The sequence below is a fragment of the Clostridioides sp. LIBA-7678 genome (assembly GCF_056716065.1).
Genome location: NZ_CP196987.1, coordinates 3,433,488 through 3,452,065 on the forward strand (window position 1 = coordinate 3,433,488; position 18,578 = coordinate 3,452,065).

Annotated in this window: 17 protein-coding genes; 5 read left to right on the forward strand and 12 right to left on the reverse strand. The window is 30.4% G+C overall.

The features are described from left to right. Nucleotides 1-7: 7 nt before the first annotated feature. Nucleotides 8-1,390 carry a TldD/PmbA family protein gene (locus ACTG46_RS15965; protein ID WP_479923186.1) on the reverse strand — a complete coding sequence of 461 codons (1,383 nt, stop codon included), beginning with the start codon at nt 1,388-1,390 and terminating at the stop codon, nt 8-10. A gap of 244 nt (nt 1,391-1,634) precedes the next feature. On the opposite strand from ACTG46_RS15965, the gene ACTG46_RS15970 reads away from it, so the two are divergent. From ACTG46_RS15970 to ACTG46_RS15990, 5 genes are all read left to right on the forward strand, one after another. Continuing rightward, the gene (locus ACTG46_RS15970; RefSeq protein ID WP_054271462.1) at nt 1,635-2,849 is read left to right on the forward strand and encodes an NAD(P)/FAD-dependent oxidoreductase; all 1,215 of its coding nucleotides are present in this window, start codon (nt 1,635-1,637) and stop codon (nt 2,847-2,849) included. Between the two features lie 197 nt (nt 2,850-3,046). Then, complete coding sequence (locus tag ACTG46_RS15975) at nt 3,047-4,954, forward strand: sigma 54-interacting transcriptional regulator (RefSeq protein ID WP_479923187.1); 1,908 nt, start codon at nt 3,047-3,049, stop codon at nt 4,952-4,954. Nucleotides 4,955-5,223: 269 nt separating this feature from the next. Further along, nucleotides 5,224-6,198: a 2-keto-3-deoxygluconate permease gene (locus ACTG46_RS15980; protein ID WP_479923188.1), complete on the forward strand. Its 975-nt coding sequence runs from the start codon at nt 5,224-5,226 to the stop codon at nt 6,196-6,198. A 20-nt stretch (nt 6,199-6,218) separates the two neighbouring features. Continuing rightward, nucleotides 6,219-6,494, forward strand: coding sequence for a UxaA family hydrolase (locus ACTG46_RS15985; RefSeq protein ID WP_054271465.1), 276 nt, complete (start codon nt 6,219-6,221; stop codon nt 6,492-6,494). Between the two features lie 13 nt (nt 6,495-6,507). Then, nucleotides 6,508-7,671, forward strand: coding sequence for a UxaA family hydrolase (locus ACTG46_RS15990; RefSeq protein WP_054271466.1), 1,164 nt, complete (start codon nt 6,508-6,510; stop codon nt 7,669-7,671). Between the two features lie 159 nt (nt 7,672-7,830). Here the strand turns inward: ACTG46_RS15990 and ACTG46_RS15995 are convergent, their stop codons facing one another. From ACTG46_RS15995 to ACTG46_RS16045, 11 genes are all read right to left on the reverse strand, one after another. Further along, nucleotides 7,831-9,171, reverse strand: a complete 1,341-nt coding sequence (locus ACTG46_RS15995) for an MATE family efflux transporter (RefSeq protein WP_479923189.1) — start codon at nt 9,169-9,171, stop codon at nt 7,831-7,833. Between the two features lie 11 nt (nt 9,172-9,182). Continuing rightward, nucleotides 9,183-9,965 (reverse strand): ABC transporter ATP-binding protein, encoded by a 783-nt coding sequence (locus ACTG46_RS16000; RefSeq protein WP_167640469.1) that lies wholly within the window; start codon nt 9,963-9,965, stop codon nt 9,183-9,185. A 14-nt stretch (nt 9,966-9,979) separates the two neighbouring features. Continuing rightward, entirely contained in the window at nt 9,980-11,002 is a 1,023-nt protein-coding gene (locus ACTG46_RS16005; protein ID WP_074179820.1) for a FecCD family ABC transporter permease, read from the reverse strand. A 5-nt stretch (nt 11,003-11,007) separates the two neighbouring features. Next, nucleotides 11,008-12,021 (reverse strand): FecCD family ABC transporter permease, encoded by a 1,014-nt coding sequence (locus ACTG46_RS16010; protein WP_479923190.1) that lies wholly within the window; start codon nt 12,019-12,021, stop codon nt 11,008-11,010. A gap of 123 nt (nt 12,022-12,144) precedes the next feature. Continuing rightward, nucleotides 12,145-13,083 carry an ABC transporter substrate-binding protein gene (locus ACTG46_RS16015; RefSeq protein ID WP_479923191.1) on the reverse strand — a complete coding sequence of 313 codons (939 nt, stop codon included), beginning with the start codon at nt 13,081-13,083 and terminating at the stop codon, nt 12,145-12,147. 467 nt (nt 13,084-13,550) lie between these two features. Beyond that, a complete protein-coding gene (locus ACTG46_RS16020) occupies nt 13,551-13,868 on the reverse strand; it encodes a PTS lactose/cellobiose transporter subunit IIA (RefSeq protein ID WP_021385850.1) in 318 nt (105 codons plus the stop codon). 12 nt (nt 13,869-13,880) lie between these two features. Next, the gene (gene chbG, locus ACTG46_RS16025) at nt 13,881-14,612 is read right to left on the reverse strand and encodes a chitin disaccharide deacetylase (RefSeq protein ID WP_479923192.1); all 732 of its coding nucleotides are present in this window, start codon (nt 14,610-14,612) and stop codon (nt 13,881-13,883) included. A 22-nt stretch (nt 14,613-14,634) separates the two neighbouring features. Then, nucleotides 14,635-15,945 (reverse strand): 6-phospho-beta-glucosidase, encoded by a 1,311-nt coding sequence (locus tag ACTG46_RS16030; protein WP_054271473.1) that lies wholly within the window; start codon nt 15,943-15,945, stop codon nt 14,635-14,637. A gap of 82 nt (nt 15,946-16,027) precedes the next feature. Further along, on the reverse strand, nt 16,028-17,335 hold the full coding sequence (locus ACTG46_RS16035) for a PTS sugar transporter subunit IIC (protein ID WP_054271474.1): 1,308 nt from the start codon (nt 17,333-17,335) through the stop codon (nt 16,028-16,030). Between the two features lie 22 nt (nt 17,336-17,357). Continuing rightward, complete coding sequence (locus ACTG46_RS16040; RefSeq protein ID WP_074179824.1) at nt 17,358-17,669, reverse strand: PTS sugar transporter subunit IIB; 312 nt, start codon at nt 17,667-17,669, stop codon at nt 17,358-17,360. A gap of 200 nt (nt 17,670-17,869) precedes the next feature. Further along, entirely contained in the window at nt 17,870-18,574 is a 705-nt protein-coding gene (locus ACTG46_RS16045; protein ID WP_054271475.1) for a GntR family transcriptional regulator, read from the reverse strand. Nucleotides 18,575-18,578 lie beyond the last annotated feature (4 nt).

Sequence of the window (18,578 nt, forward strand, 5' to 3'; positions counted from 1 at the left end):
ATCCCTCCTATCTTCCACCTACAGTAATTTCTTTTACTCTTATCATAGGCTGACCTACATTAGTTGGTATACTTCCTGAGGATGAACCACACATCCCCTGAGCTTGTTCTAAGTTATCCCCAACCATATCTATATTCATAAGTACATCACTACCTTTTCCAATCAAACTAGCTCCTCTAACTGGCTCTTGTATTTCTCCATTTTTTATCAAGTATCCCTCTGAAACTGCAAAATTAAACTCTCCTGTTACAGGGTTTACAGAGCCACCACCCATTTTTTTAGCATAAAGTCCATCTGGTATTGACTTTATAATCTCTTCTGGTTTATCTTCTCCAGCAGCAATATAAGTATTGGTCATTCTTGAAGTTGGAGCAAATTTATAGTTTTGTCTACGAGAACTTCCTGTAGGATTCATTCCCATTCGTCTACCATTAAGTTTATCTATCATATAAGACTTTAATATCCCATTTTCAATTAGTATATTTTTCTGAGCTGGATTTCCTTCATCATCTATATTCATAGAGCCCCAGTAATTTGGTATTGTTCCATCATCTATAGCTGTAATCTTTGTAGAAGCAATCTGTTGACCTAATTTATCTGCAAATACAGAGTTTCCTTTTGCAACTGATGTAGCTTCCAGAGAATGACCACAAGCTTCATGGAAAATTACCCCACCAAATCCATTATCGATTGCTACCATCATATTACCTGCTGGGCAATTTTTAGCATGCAACATAGTATGTGCTACTCTAGCTGATTCTTTCGCATAGTATTCTGGATCTATTTCTTCAAATATCTCAAATCCTTTACAACCTCCTGGTCCTTCAAATCCAGTTTGATTTTCATTGCCTTTAGATGCAACTGAACTTATTCCAAGTCTCGTTCTTATTCTTCTATCCTCAACATATATCCCTTCAGTATTTGCAATTAATATTTTTTGGTCTTTATCTGAATAACTAACACTTACTTGAGATATATCACTACTAAACGCTTTTGCACTCTTATATGCAACCTTCATTACATTTACTTTATCTCTATTATCTATTGAATTTGGATAAATTTTTATATTATGTATGTTATTTATTTTAATACTGTCATTTAATATTATACTTTTACCATCTTCTAATTTGCCTAAAGCAACAGCAGCTTTATATGCTACATCCAACAGACTACTTAGAGAATTGTCACTTGTATAAGCATATATACTCTTTAAACCTTTAAATATTCTTATTCCTATACCATAATTTCTTCCACCTATTGCATTTTCTACTTTATTATCTATTAAACTGATAGAATTATTTAGAGTGTCTTCTTCAAAAATCTCAGCAAAATCTCCTCCAGTAATTAGACACTTTTCTAATACCTTTGAAGCTATATCTTTTGAAAGCATAAATTTACCTCCTACTTTAAATTTTTAATTGATTTTTATTAAATCTCTTTTCTTATTAAAAACATTATATACCACTATTACTTAAAACAAAGTACTTATGAATATATTATACATATGTTTTACTCTAAAATGTTATCACATTTTTATTTATACATACCCATATATCTAGATAATTAAAATGTATAATATTATTTGCTATAGAAAATAATACACTCATACATAATAAATGTTAGGAGTGAAATATATGAATCAAGAATATGTAAAAGGAAAGCCTATTTTTACCAATATAAACAAAATACCAAAACAATTTCCATATCTTACTGATGATATTGATACTGATGTTATAATTGTTGGTGGCGGTGTTACTGGATGCATTTGTGCTTACTATCTAGCTAAAAACAATATAAAATCAGTCATTCTAGAAAAAGGAAGGATTGCACACGGAAGCACTAGTGTAACCACTTCTCTTTTGCAATACGAATTAGATGACAATTTGATAGACTTAACAGAAGTTATGACTTTAACTGATGCAATAAAAGCATACAATCTTTGTGTATCAGCACTTGAAGAATTAGATGAATTTATAGAACTATATGGAAATAAGTGTGATTATGCTAAAAGAGATACTCTACTTTACACTGCTAATAAGCTTGAAATTAAGGCTATAAAAGAAGAATATAATTTAAGAAAAGAAAATGGATTTGATGTTGAATATATTGATGAATCTACAAACCCTTTTAGTTTTGATTTGAAATCAGGATTAATAGCAAAAAACGGAGGACGAGAATTAGACCCATATAAATATAGCCATCATTTAATCGATGTAAGTCTAAAAAATGGTCTTCAGGTATATGAAAATACAGAAGTAAAAAAAGTAGATTTCGCAAATGATAAAGTAACTGCTGAAGTATCTTATGGTTATAAAGTTCATGGAAAAAAACTAATTGTAGCTACAGGATACAATACAAGTTTATTTACAAAAAGAAACTTTGCAACTAAGTCAAATACTTTTAATATAGCAACAAAGCCAATTAAAAACATAGATTCTTGGAAAAACAATATTCTAATTAGAGATAACTGCGACCCATATAATTATCTAAGAACTACAAAAGATAATAGATTAATTATAGGTGGCGAGGATGTAAGTTTTGATGATATAGAAAATGAAACTTTAGCTAATAAAAAGTATGATATTTTAGAACAAAGATTGAAAAGCATGTTTAAGGATATAAAGGATATACAGATTGAATATAAATATTGTGGTTGCTTTGCTTCTACTTTAGACAATTTAGGGTTTATTGGACCAGATAACAAAAACCACAATCTATGGTATTGCCTAGGTTATGGAGCCAATGGAATACTCTTTGCAATATTGGGTGGTATAATGTTGAGTGAATTGTATCTTGGTAAAGAAAATAAAAATATGAAATTATTTAGAGTAAATAGATTTGATAAATAGATATTACACATTAAAAGACTGTACAAAAAAGAAGTTTTAGAATTCTAAAATCTAACTTTTATACAGTCTTTTATAATGCTCTTTTTAAAAACACTTTATTTATAATTAAATATAAAGTAAAATATTAAAATATAACTGATAAATTTTAGTCACAGTATAATATTTAAGTTTATTTGATGAAAAATGGAGGAATTATTATGAAAGAAATACTCGTTATTGCTCCCACTAAAGGAACCTATGAAAAATCAATTCATATAGTTAAAAAATACAAGTATACAAATATTGATGTTGTATTTGGTAATCTGAAAGAAGGGATACCTCTTGCGGAAAAAAGTATTAATCATGGAACTAGAATCATCATAAGCCGAGGTGGTACTTACAATATGCTAAAAGCTACTTACAACATACCTATAGTTGAGATTAAAGTAGATGCTTATGATATCATAGAAAGCTATAAAGAAGTAAAAAACTCTAATGAGCCATTTGGAATAATTGGATTTAATAATGTAATCTATGGTTTTGACATCATAGAAGAAATATTAAATAAGAAAATAACTATGATTGAAATTGAAAAAGAAGAAGAGATTTATGATGCTATAGAGAAATACAGAAAAAAAGGTATCAACACATACATAGGAGATACTACTGTTGCACATATTGTTAAAAGACTCAATTGCAAGGGGATATTAATCGAATCTAGGGAAGAAAATATACTTAGAGCCATTCAACAAGCAGAACAAATACTTGATGCAACCAAAGATGAACAAAAAAGAAGATTACAGATAGAAGCTATGACAGATTTTGTACATGATGGCATAATAACTGTTGACAAAAATTTTATAATCACATTATTTAATAAGAGTGCAGAAAAAATATTTGGTATAAAAAAAGAGAATGCACTTTATCATAACATTATAGATGTAATCCCAAATACAGTCCTTCCTCAAGTAGTTGAAACTATGGAGCCACAAATTGGTGAAATACAAAATATAGGAAGTACAAAAATCATAACAAATAGAGTTCCAATCATCGTCGATGGTCAAATCCAAGGAGCTGTTTCTACCTTTCAAGATAGCAAGGAGATAAGTTCTTTTGAGCATACAATAAGAAGAAGTCTATTAAATAAAGGTCTCTCTGCTAAATACACTTTCGATGACATAATTCATGCTAGTGAAAAAACGAAAAATTGCATAGAAATTGCAAAGAAATATGCCTGTTATGACACCCCTATGATTATCACTGGAGAATCAGGTGTTGGTAAAGAGCTGTTTTGTCAAAGCATACACAACTATAGTAAACGTAAAAATGCACCTTTTGTAGCTGTAAATTGTGCTGCTATACCTCCATCTTTAATAGAAAGTGAATTTTTTGGTTATGAGGAAGGTTCATTTACAGGTGCGAGAAAAAAAGGAAAAGCAGGTGTATTTGAACTAGCGCATGAGGGTACAATTTTTCTCGATGAAATAAGTGAAATTCCTCTTGAACTTCAAGGACGACTATTGAGAGTCTTACAGGAAAAACAAGTTATGAGAATTGGTGGTGATAAAGTCATTCCTATAGATGTAAAAATTATTTGTGCTTCTAATAAAGACTTAAAAAATATGATGCGTGATGGTTTGTTTAGACAAGACCTTTATTTTAGAATAAATATCTTAACACTATATCTCCCTTCATTAAAAGAAAGAAAAGAAGATATATTAAAACTATCAGAATTTTTTATACATAAATACTCAGTCAAATACAACAAAACCCCTTTAATTATCACTCCAAATATTAAGCAAGTACTTCTCGAACGAAAATATGAAGGAAATATAAGAGAATTAGAAGGAATGATGGAAAGAGCTGTTATTGTAGAATCATTTGACTCGATTTTGTTAGAAAAATATAACAGTGAGTATATAAATAATATAGATAATACAAGCAATATAGATAATATAAATAATAATTTTGAATGTAATAACTTAGATTTAAAGACACTAGAAAAAAAATATATCTATAAAATTTACAACGAAAACAATAGAAATACTACAAAGACTTGTGAAATTCTAAAAATAACTCGCTCTACTCTATGGAGAAAGTTAAAAGAAATGGAAAGTGATGTTTAAAAATAATACATACTTAATATATCGAAACGTTTTATGTTTAATTTTAATACATAAGACGTTTATTTGTTTTCACTGAGAAATATTATTACATAATGAAATAATTATTTTCAATATTAAGATTTACACAATTATACTTTTAGTTCTAAGTATTCTACAGCACTTCAAGCAATCAGCAAAAATAATCATAATAACTTAAAACATAAAATCTATATATTGGCATAGTAATTGCTTTTAGATACTTATATAAAAATAAAAAGGAGTGATACTAAATGCACATCTTGAAATCAGTGAAAAAGATGCCAGGAGGACTTATGGTATGTCCCCTGTTATTGGGAGCACTATTTAATACAGTATGTCCACAAGCTCTAGAAATTGGAGGATTCACAACATCCTTATTTAAAACTGGTGCAATGAGTATACTTGCTCTATTTTGTCTATGTAATGGAGCTCAAATTAACATTAGACAAGCTGGTAAACCATTGACTAAAGGAATAGCACTTACAGCAACAAAATTCGTAATTGGTGCAGTATTAGGTATTATTGTCAGTAAATTTATAGGACCTAAAGGTATACTTGGTATTACACCTCTTGCCATAGTTGCTACCATGACTAATTCAAATGGAGGTCTATTTGCTGCACTTGCAGGGGAATATGGAGACTCTACAGATGTTGGAGCAATATCTATATTATCACTAAATGATGGTCCTTTTTTCACAATGCTTGCTTTTGGAGTGACTGGGCTTGCAAATGTACCTATAGTAGCACTATTTGCAGCACTTATACCAATATTACTTGGATTTATACTTGGAAATCTTGATGAAGATATACGAGAATTCCTTGCACCTGGTACAACATTATTAATTCCTTTCTTTGCTTTTCCTTTAGGAGCAGCATTAAACTTTAATCAAATTATAACTGCTGGATTACCTGGGGTTGGTCTTGGTTTAGGAGTTACTCTAATAACTGGTATGGGTGGATATTTTGTAATGAAACTTATACGTGCAGAGCATCCAGCAGTAGGTGCAGCTACTGGTACAACAGCTGGTAATGCAGCTGGTACTCCTGAAGCTTTAGCTGCTATAGACCCTACTCTAGCGACAATTGCAGCCGTTTCAACAGTGCAGGTTGCTGCTGCTATCATTGTTACAGCAATATGTTGTCCAATGTTGGTTTCTTATTTAGATAAGAGAGAAAAAAGGAAAAAAGGTATTTTTAAAGCAAATGAAAACATTGAAGTAAATTAATATTTAAGGAGGTAAAAGTAATGAATGCAATTATTCATGCAAATGAAAAAGATAATCTAGTTACATGTGTTAGACCTTTAGTTAAAGGTGAAAAAGTTTCAATTGATGGAGAATCTTACATAGTAAATGATGATATCCCTGTTTTTCACAAGATGGCTACAGAGGATGTAAAAAAAGGCGATGTTGTCTATAAATATGGTGAAGTTATAGGAATCGCAACAGTTGACATAAAAACTGGTGATTATGTTCATGTACATAATATCGAAAGTACACGTGGTCGTGGAGACAAAAAATAGGAGGTAATTAAAAATGAAATTAATGGGTTATTTAAGAGAAAATGGACAATTTGGTATTCGTAATCATATTTTAGTTATTCCAACATCTGTATGTTCAAGTGAGACAGCTACAAGAATAGCATCACTTGTACCTGGAGCAATAGCTATACCTCATCAACATGGATGTTGTCAAATTGGTTCTGATATAGAACTTACAGCAAAAACATTGATAGGCTTTGGGAAAAATCCTAATGTTGCCGCAGTTTTAGTAGTTGGTCTTGGTTGTGATGGTATTCAAGCAAAAGACTTAGCTTCTGAGATAGCTACAACAGGAAAAAAAGTAGATTATGTTGTTATACAAGAATGTGGTGGAACATTAAAAACAGTCTCTAAAGGAGCTGAAATAATAGGTCAAATGTCTCGTGAAGTATCAAAAGAAGTAAGGGTTGAGTTCGATATGAGCGAAATTACATTAGCACTTGAATGTGGTGGTTCTGACCCAACAAGTGGAATAGCTTCAAATCCTTCAATTGGAGTCGCTTCAAACCTTCTTGTAGATGAGGGTGGAAGCAGTATACTAAGTGAGACTACAGAAGTAATTGGTGCAGAACATTTATTAGCTACTCGTTTTGAAGATGAAAAAATGAAAGATAAGTTTCTTAAATTTGTAAGTGATGTAGAAAAGAGAGCAATTGCCATGGGAGAAGATTTACGTAGTGGCCAACCTACTCCAGGTAATAAAGCTGGCGGACTTTCAACAATTGAAGAAAAATCACTTGGATGTATGTATAAAGCGGGTAACAAACCATTCAAAGGTGCTCTTGAATATGCCGATATTGTACCTTCTGATAAAAAAGGTCTGTATTTTATGGATACACCAGGACAAGACATAGATTCTATTACTGGTATGGTAGCAGGTGGTGCGCAAATCGTAATCTTTTCAACTGGTAGAGGTACTCCAACAGGAAGCCCAATTTCTCCAGTTATTAAAATCACTGGAAATAGTGGTACATACAACAAAATGCCAGACAATATAGATATAAATGCAGGTAGAATAATAACAGATGGTGCTAAAATAGCAGATATAGGTCAAGAAATATTCAACGAAATAGTAGAAGTCTGTAATGGTAAATATACTAAAGCTGAAAGTCTTGGTCATAGAGAATTTGGTATTTATAGAATTGCTTCTACATTTTAATATCTGATAAATATAATAATAAAATATCTTTATATAGATATACTCCCTCTATAAATATACAGGATACTATTCTTCAACATAAAATTTGAAATATATAAAAAGGTCTATCTCTCAATAATCAAAATTATTTCTAGATAGACCTTTTACTTTTTCATATATCTATACTTGACTTGTTTTAAATTCCCTTTTTAAGAATAACAATACAATTATCATAGCAATAAAATCTGCAATTGGCTGTGCTAACCAAACCCCATCCAAATTGAACTGAATTGGAAGTACAATAATTAATGGTATAAATAAAATAAATTGTCTTAAAAGAGTTAAAAACATAGAATGTTTAACCTTACTTATACATTGGAAATATACAGGCCCTACAATGGAAATTCCCATTATAGGCAATGTAATTAGATTTATATTTATACCTCTTACAGCTATTTCCATTAAATCTGAATCTTTATTAAATATACCTACAAATACTTCTGGAAAAACTTGTACTACTAAAAATCCAAATGATAATATAACAATTGATACTATAATAGATAGTATTAAAGTTTTCTTTGCACGCTCATATTGTTTTGCACCATAATTGTATGATATTATAGTTTGCATACCTTGATTCAAACCAAACACAGGCATCATAAACATCAATAAAATAGATGTAAGTGCTGTCATAGCTCCAATAGCCAAATCTCCACCATAAGCCTTTAGAGAATTATTTGTAAACATATGAGTTATGCTTATAGCTACTTCCATAGCAAAAGGTGTCATACCTATTGCAAATACATTTTTCACTATATCTTTATCCAACTTTAAGTTACACTTTTTTAGTTTTAAATTAGACTTCCCTCTTATAAAGTACTGTGTTACCCAAATGCATACTACAACTTGACAGAGTACTGTTGCTATAGCTGCTCCTTTTATACCTAAATCAAACACAAATATGAATATAGGGTCTAATATTAAATTTAGTACACAACCTACAATCATTGTCCTTGCTGCTAATTTTGGATTACCTTCTGCCCTAATTGCATTATTAAGAGAAAATGCAACTAGATTAAATATACTTCCAATCAATATAACACTCATATAGTCTTTTGCATAAGAGATTGAATCTTTACTTGCACCCAAAATAAAAAGTATATCTTCTAAAAAAACTAACCCTAATACAGTTATTATTAAAGATATAATTATAGATAATGTCAAAGCATTACCTAATATCTTTTCTGCTTCTTCTTTATTTCTTTCACCTAGCTTGATAGACAATCTTGTACTAGCACCTACCGATATTAGCATCCCAAAAGCTATTATTAGTGTGAATACTGGCATAGTTACACCAAGACCTGCAATAGCTATGGAACCAATGCCTTCCATAGAGCCAATAAATGCTCTATCTACTACATTATAAAGTGAAGTTACCATCATTGCTATTATTGCAGGTATCGAATATCTAAATAATAAAATCCATATTTTTTCATGTCTTAATGCTTCTTGATTTTCCATGTTGTCACCATTTATACCATGTCATAAGTTATACAAATTGGTTTGTTTGTTCTTGGGTCTGTTGCTATCTCTGCATCAATGTTAAATAATTCTTTTAGATTATCTTTCGTCATAACATCATGTGCATCACCTTCACAAACTATTTTACCTTTCTTAATACCTATCATGTGGTCAGCAAATCTCGCTGCATTATTAAGTTCATGTATTACCATGACAATAGTTCTTCCTTGTTTTTTATTTAATTCATCTAATAATTTTAGTATCTCTAACTGATGAGCTAAGTCTAAATATGTTGTAGGCTCATCTAGTAGTAATATATCAGTCTCTTGTGCTAAAGCCATAGCTATCCATGCCCTTTGTCTTTGCCCTCCTGATAAATCTTCTATATTTCTATCTTTAAAATCTGAAATTCCAGTAACTTCTAAACTCCAATTTACAATATCTCTGTCCTCTTTGCTAGAATTACCAAACCCACTCTTATGAGGAAATCTTCCATAAGAAATTAACTCTGAAACAGTAAGACCACTAGGAGCCTGAGGACTTTGTGGAAGTACAGCCATATCTTTTGCTATTTCTTTGGATTTCTTTTTATGGATGTCCTTTCCATTTATATATATACTTCCACTCTTAGGGCTGATAATTCTTCCTATAGTTTTAAGTATTGTTGATTTTCCACAACCATTAGCCCCTATTATAGTAGTTATTTTTCCTTTTGGTATATTTAAATTTAAATTCTTTACAATATCTGTATTTCCATATGATATATTTAAATTCTTAGTATTTATACAGTTCATAACAACACCCTTTCTTAATCATTTGCCAACATTAAATAAATAAAGTATGGCACTCCTATTATAGAAACCACTATACCCACTGGTATCTCTATAGGTGCCAGAATATTTCTAGATATCGTATCTGCAACTAAAAGTAATAATGTCCCTATAAGTGCTGATACTGGTATTAATCTTTTATGTTTTGGTCCTATTATTTTTCTACCTATATGTGGAGCTATTAAACCTAAAAATGAAATACTACCCGCTACTGCTGTAGATACACCTGATAAAATTACTGCATATATTATAAGTCTTCTTCTCTGTTTTTCTACTTCTACACCAAGACTCGTAGATACTTCGTCACCCAAGTTTAAAACATCTATATACTTTGCTTTATATATAGTTATACCCATAAAAACTACTATAAACGGAAGTACAGCTATCACATATTTCCAACTAGTTCCCCAAATACTACCTGATGTCCATGCCATAACTCTATTAAATTCTTGTGTTGTAAACTTCAATTGGAATATCGTCAAAATCGATGTGAAAGCTATGTTTATACCTATACCAATAAGTAGTAATCTTGAAGAATTTATACCACCTTTCCATGCAAGAGAATATATAAGAAAAGCTCCAAATAAAGCTCCTACAAGTGCAACAACTGGCATTGTAAATACGGTAAGATTACTCATTCCTTCATAAACATTCCCATTCATAAGGTATATATAAACGACTACAAATAATGCAGCTCCTGAGTTTATTCCCAAAATACCAGAGTCTGCTAAATCATTCTTTGTAACACCTTGAAGTATTACACCTGCTGTTGATAATGCTGAACCAACCAAAAGAGCTATTACTATTCTTGGTAATCTCAATTTAAATATTGCAATTTCATGATTACGCTGACCTTGCCCTAAAAAAGTCTTTATAACATCCATTGGTTCTATAGAAAATGAACCCATGTTTAAGCTCACTAGAAAAGTGATAAAAATAAGCACCACTAAAATGGATACAACAAGCAATGTTTTTGAATTGTTTTTCATAATATTTTTCATAGTACTTATTTTTCCCCCTTTCTAACAAGGTATATAAATATTGGCACTCCTATAAGTGCTGTTATAGAACCTACTGGTGTCTCATATGGAGGATTTATAATCCTACTTAATATATCTGTATATACAAGCAATATAGCTCCTAGAACTAAAGAACTTGGTATTATATACTTATAATCTGAACCTACTATTCCTTTAGCTATTTGAGGGACTATAAGACCTATAAAAATAATATTACCAGAAACTGAAACAGATGCTCCAGTCATTAATATTACGAGTATTATACATATGAATCTAACAGTGTTAGTTTTTTGACCTAATCCTATTGCTACTTCTTCCCCAAGGCTTAATATAGTTATTCTTGGAGCCATAACCATAGCTAATATAAATCCAATACCACCAGCTATAAATAATAACTTTACACCTTCCCAATTCACTCCTACAAGACCTCCTGATATCCAGAAGCTCAATTGTTGAGATAGATTAAAATACATAGATATCGCTGATGCTAAAGAAATTAGCAGTGTTCCAAGTGCTACTCCTGCAAGAGCTAATTTTACATTATTAACTCTTCCTCTTGACTTAGAACTTATAAAGTATATAAATAATCCACTTATACTTGCTCCAATAAATGCAAACATCATTACACTAAGATTTCCATGTATAAGCTGAGGAAGTGTTTTTTGAAGAACTAGTGATATCGCAATTGCAAATGTAGCCCCTTGTGTAATACCTATAACAGAAGGTTCCGCTATAGGATTTCTTGTTATCCCCTGCATTATTGCCCCAGAAACTGCTAAAAAGCCTCCAACAAGTGCTGCTGCTATTGCTCTTGGAAGTCTAACATCCTTTACTATTCTCATATTTATCCCATCTTCCATTTTTATTAAACTATCTATAACAGTTGACAGATTCATATCTTTTGCCCCAATAGCTATGGATAATACAATTCCAAGCACAAGTACAACTAGACTTATTAATATCAGTAAATAAGTTAAATTTTTTTTATTAAACTTAGTCAATTATCCTACCTCCTTCTCCCTTTTAATTGTTAGTATAATAATATCTATTAAATATTTTCTAAGTTTTATTAAAAATAGGTGTGAAAAATGAATATCATTATCTCACACCTACTAAGTTAAGAATTACTTTGTTAATTCATTTTTAACTGATTCTAATAATAACTCTTTTCCGATTGGATTATATGATTGACTAAAAAATGGCGCTGCGTCAAGTATTGTTACATTTCCATCTTTTACTGCTCTTATTTGAGCCCAGATAGCACTATTTTCTAAATCTTTTTTATCTGCTTCTGTGGCAATTACAACTATATGGTCTGCATCTATATCTGTTAGACCTTCCATACTTACCATTGGCAATGTTATTCCATCTTGTTTAGGTATGTTCTTAGGTCTAGCTAGCTTCATATCATCATTGATTAAAGTTCCTATTCCACCATCACTAAATACCATAAATTGACCTGAACTAGCTAATACTGGTAAGTAAGTTTTTTCTCCATTTTTCTCCGTAACTTCTTTACCCAATTTTGTAGCCTTTTCATCATACTTCTGTAACCAGTTTTTAGCATCCTCTTCTTTATCAAATAACTTTGAAACATCAGTTAACTTACTTCTCCAGTCATTTGCATAATCTTTCATCATTACTACAGGTGCTATTTCTTTTAATTGGTCATATATTTTCTCTTGTCTTTGACTCATTATTATTAAATCAGGATTTACTTCCAATATAGCTTCCATATCCATAGTATCCATCATTGAGTGTCCAACTATTTTTACATCTTTAAGTTCTTCTCTTATGTAACTTGGTAATTTATCAGTTTCATATGAGTCTACATTTGCTGTTGCAACAGGTTTATGGCCTACTAATAATAGTTCTTCACTACTTCCTGATATATCAACTATTTTTTTAGGATTTGATGGTATTTTAACCTCTCCTTTAACAGATTGTACAACCTTTGTATCTGATTTATCTTCATTCTCTGCATTCTTATCTGAACATGCTGTAACAAGTACTAGCGTAGTTATAATAGATATAAATATTGCAAGTGATTTTATTTTTTTCATGATTTTTTCTCCTACTTGTTTATTATATTTATATGATATTGATTATCATAAGCACATATTTATTATAGCATTTTTCTATTTTTAGTCAATATTATTTTGTAAAAGGATAAAAATTCCTAATTAATCTTAATTATATATACTACAGATAAGGTTTTCTCATATTAAACAATAATTTAAAACTTGAATTTTTATATAGACAGAATGACTTTTCAGTTAAACAATGATAAAATACAATTTATAAAGAAATCTTTAGTAAGAAGGGTTTAAAATATGGATAATTGGCTTATTATTGAAAAAATTGAAGATGTAGTTGTTGGCACTAGTATACCTTATAATTATGAGAAGTCTAAATTTTAAAACATGGATAAAAGCATAATAGATTAGTAAATTCTATTTTAATAAAAAGAGTATCTGTAATAATTATAATAAATCATTACAGATACTCTTTTTATGATAAATGCTTTAAATTACTTATTTTCTAATCTTTCATATACATCTATAAATTCTTCTGCTAATTGCTGAAAATTCATAGACGTCATTAAATGGTCTTGTGCATGAATAAGTATAACGCTTATATCAGTTTTATTACCACTAGCTTCATTTTGTATTAGTTCTGTTTGGAATTTATGAGCTTTATGAATTGATTCTTTTGACTTTTCAATACATTCTCTAGCTTTGTCTATATTTCCACTCTTCGCTTCTTTTATAGCTTCAAATGCCAATCCTTTTGCATCCCCTGCAAATCCAATTATTCCAAAAGATATTTCTATCATTTTTTCATCCATATATTCTACCTCCTAAATATCTCTATAGCTTGATATGACTAATCCATTCTTTTCTAAAAATTCTTTGACCCCTTTAGATGTAAGTATCCTATGCTCTTTTGTTCTATCAATTGCATAAGATGTAGAATTTAAAATATAATCATCTAAAAAAGCTGGGTGAGACATAATATCCACTACATCATACTTCATTATTTTGTCTATATTTTTTATAAAAAACTCTTCACTTACATTTTCCTTATAAAAACTATCAATTAATGGAACTACCTTTGAATACTCTAAATTATATTCAAATCCGCCTCTTATTGGAAGGTCATACTTATTTACAATCTTCTCTATCACTGGCTTTAAACTTACTAAAGTATGGATATGATGGTGACTATCCAGATGAGATATTTCTATTCCAAGCTCTTTTACTTTATCTATTTGAGCACAAAGTTCTCTATAAATCTCATCACAATCCATATTTTTAATAATTTCGTCTGTAATTCTTCTAATAAAAAAACCTTCTTTGTCAACAATAGTTTTTAAGTCAGATAATAATGGTCTACCACAGCTTAAAGTCATGTGAACGCCACAATTTAAAGACTTATTTTCTTTAAGTAATTTTACTCCATGTTCTACTCCAGGCATATTCCCCATCATAGAAGTAGACTTCACTATTCCATTATTATGAGCTGATATTATACCATAATTCACAGCTTCACAATAGCCAAAGTCATCTGCATTTATTATAATTTTAGTCATACCACAACCTACTTTCTATAGATTATCTATTAAATCTAGGAAGATAATCCTTATGAGCTTCTAACATTTCATCTAATATAGTTTTCGCCAAATCATCTGAAGGAATCAATGGATTTATACAAAGTGCCAAAAGGGCAGATTCATAATCTCCATAGACAGCTGCTTTAGCTGCCAATACTTCAAATGACTTAATTTGACTTACTAACCCATGTACAGAATCTGGTAAGTATCCCATACTTAGTGGTTTTGGACCATTTTTTGTTATTACACTGCTGACTTCTACAGCTTGCTCGTCTTTAAAGTCTCTTATTGCACCATTGTTTAATGTATTAACTACTTGAATATCTTTTTTATCATTGTATATAGAGCTTATCAAATTACAAGCTGCATCACTATAATAAGCTCCCCCTCTTTTTTCAAGCTGAGGTGGTTTTATATCTAGTTTTTCATCTTTATACAAATCAAATAGTTGCTCCTCTAATTCTTTAACTACTTGACCTCTGGCTTTTCCTTCTTTAAACTCCCTCAACTCATCTTCAAGCATTTCTTTAGTTTTATAATAATATCTATGATATGGACAAGGTATTGCACCTAGAGATTTTATAAATTCTGAATTAAAGTCAATTGCCTTTATATTTTGCATACTTATATCTGCTTTAACAAACTTATCTATTGCTTCTTTTGTAACATCTTCTCCATCTAAAAATACATTTAAACCATAAACCATATGATTAAGACCTGCAAAATCCATACTTATTCTATCGCTTTTTACATTAAATAGTTTGGCAACATCGTTTTTTAGATGAATTGGAACATTACATAAACCTATATATTTTTTAAAGTTAGTATATTTGAATACAGCTTCTGTTATTATTCCTGTTGGATTTGTAAAGTTCACCATCCATGCATTTGGACATAATTCTTCCACATCTTTTATTATATCAAATATAATTGGTATTGTGCGAAGGGCTTTGAATAGCCCTCCAGCACCATTAGTTTCTTGACCCATAACTCCATGAGATAAAGGAATAGTTTCATCTTTAATTCTTGCATCTAAAAGACCTACTCTAAGTTGTGTTGTCACGAAATCTGCATCTTTTAGAGCTTCTCTTCTATCTAATGTAAGATTTATTTTCATATCTATTCCAGCTTTTTTTACCATTCTTTTAGCTAAATTTCCTACTATCTCTAATTTTTCTTTTCCATCCTCTATATCTACAAGCCACAATTCCTTTACAGGTAACTCTTCATATCTATTTATAAAACCCTCTACAAGCTCAGGAGTATAACTTGAACCTCCTCCGATTGTAACTATTTTTAGTCCATTTTTCATCTCATTATACCATCCTTACCTATAATTTAGTGTATTCTATACAACTTGATAAATTAATTATGCGTATAAAATTACCTAGTTGTTAATTTTTTAGTTTCTTAGCCTCCATTTTTTCAGATGCTATGACGAATGGAATATATATTAATATTGACAATATTAAATTAAATAGTGCTAAAGCTCCACCAGTCCAATCGCCTGTAGCCATTGCTCCACCTAGTATAGGAGGTGTCACCCAAGGTATTTTAGGTAAAATTACTGGTGCTACTAATCCAAAATCTATTGCTAAGTATGATACAGCACTACATATTACTGGTGCAAGTACAAATGGAATCATAAATATAGGATTTAAAACTATTGGAAGTCCAAATATTAATGGTTCTCCTATATTAAATATTGCTGGTGGCCCACCTAATACTATCATTTCTTTACGTCTTCTTCCTGCTATTATTAAAGCTATAATTAATCCTAATACCATTCCAGAACCACCTAAATATACAAATGCATCAAAGAATGAACCTGCAAGTACATGGTATCCTTCAGTTGCTCCTGCTTGGGCTAAAGCAGCATTTTCTCCACCTAACTTCATAAGTATAGTTTCTGTAAAAGGAAGTGCTATATTTGCACCATGAAGACCAACAGTCCAAAGTATATGAATTATAAATGCAATAAGCATTGTAGAACCTAGACTATCAGCGACATTTGATAGTGGTGCTCCTAAATAAGTATTTAGAATATCTGTTAAGAAACTTCCATTTGAAAACATCTTTATAAATAGTCCTATTACTGTAAATATCATTATAGTTAACATTCCTGGTATTAACTTTGCAAATGACCTTGAAACTGCTGGTGGAACTCCATCTGGCATTTTTATAGTTAATTTTTTTACTTTAGATAATCTTACAAATATCTCAGTTGATAATAATCCTATTAATATAGAAGAGAACAATGCTGCTGTACCTAAGTAAGTTTGTTGTATCATTCCCCATCCTTCAACTGCTGTAGTTCCTCCTTCAGGAACTATTTTACCAATTTGTGGAGCCATTATAAAAAAGATAGATAGTGCTATAAGTCCAGCCTGTAACCCATCACTTTCATAAGATTTGGCTAAGAAATAGGCAACACCTATTACTAAAAATACTGCCATAGTACCTATTGCTCCCCACCAAAGGTCGCCTCCAAATGTAGTCCAGTTTTCTCCAAATATACTTGCCATTAAGTTCTTATATGCTTTTAGTGGCAAGTTGTTTATTAATGTTCCTAATGCACCTACCATAGTTATAGGTATCATAGCTATAAATGCATCCCTTACTGCTACTAAGTGCCTTTGAGCTCCTATTTTAGCAGCTACAGGCACTATATATTTATCCATAAATGACATGAATTTTTCCATATTTACATCCTCCAGTACAACTTTATTTCGAATTATTTAATTCTATGGCTCTATCTAATACAGCTTTTCCATTACATCTTCCATAATCCATCATATTTATAACTTCTACTGGAATATTATGTGGTTTTGCCATTTCAGTTGCTTTTCCTAATACATATCTAACTTGAGGTCCTAAAAGTAAGACATCACAATTTTCTATTTCATTTTTTAAGTTTACTTCTGATATAGCCCATATTTTCGCCTCTATATCGTTTTCCTTTGCAGCATCCTCCATTTTCGTAACTAACAAACTAGTTGACATTCCTGCTGAACAAGCTAACATTATTTTTATCATTTTTTTCCCTCCAAATTAGATTTATTAAATATTTTTTAAGTCATAATTTCTTTAAATTATACATTTAAAGTATGCTTTTTTATTAATTATTATTCCAATGTATATATCTTATTTTTAAATGTATATACATTTAATTCTTGATATTATTATATATCAAATGTATATACATTTCAAGAAAACTTTTTCATTTTATTTAAATTTTATTCGACAACAGCACTCAAAGTTAAAGTATATCCATGATGATATGTGTGTGAGTATTCAAAAACCTCACTATTTTGTAACTTGCAGATTTGATTTATATATAAAAGTGCCTCTGGTTCTTCTAACTTCAAGTTGACCATACATTCTTCATTTGATATTACAGCTTGTACTTCTCTCTCTGACATAGCTATCTTATATCCACACACTTCTTCAACAAAATTATAAAGAGAATTTTCACAATGCATCTTATTTAAATTTGGAAATAGCTTAACTGGCATATAAGTAATCATATATGAAACTCTTGCATCATTTGCTAATCTTACTCTTTTTATTTCCCATACATTTTCTTCCAGACTTATGTTCAATCTACTTGATAATTCTTCATCTGCCTGAACTATCTCAAGAGATACCAATATGTTAGATACTTTATATCCTTTACTTTCCATCTCTTTAGTAAATCCACTGACAGATGATATATTATCATATATATTATTTGCAAGAACTATACTTCCTACACCTCTTTGTCTGGCTATATATCCTTCTTTTACTAAGTTATTTAGTGCAGACCTTACAGTCATTCTAGTCACATTAAACTCCTCACTTAGCTGTTTTTCAGAGGGGATTAAATCCCCTTTCTTCAAACTATCTGAATTTATTAATTCTCTAACATGATTTTCTATAACTTTATAAATTGGCTCTTTCATTTAA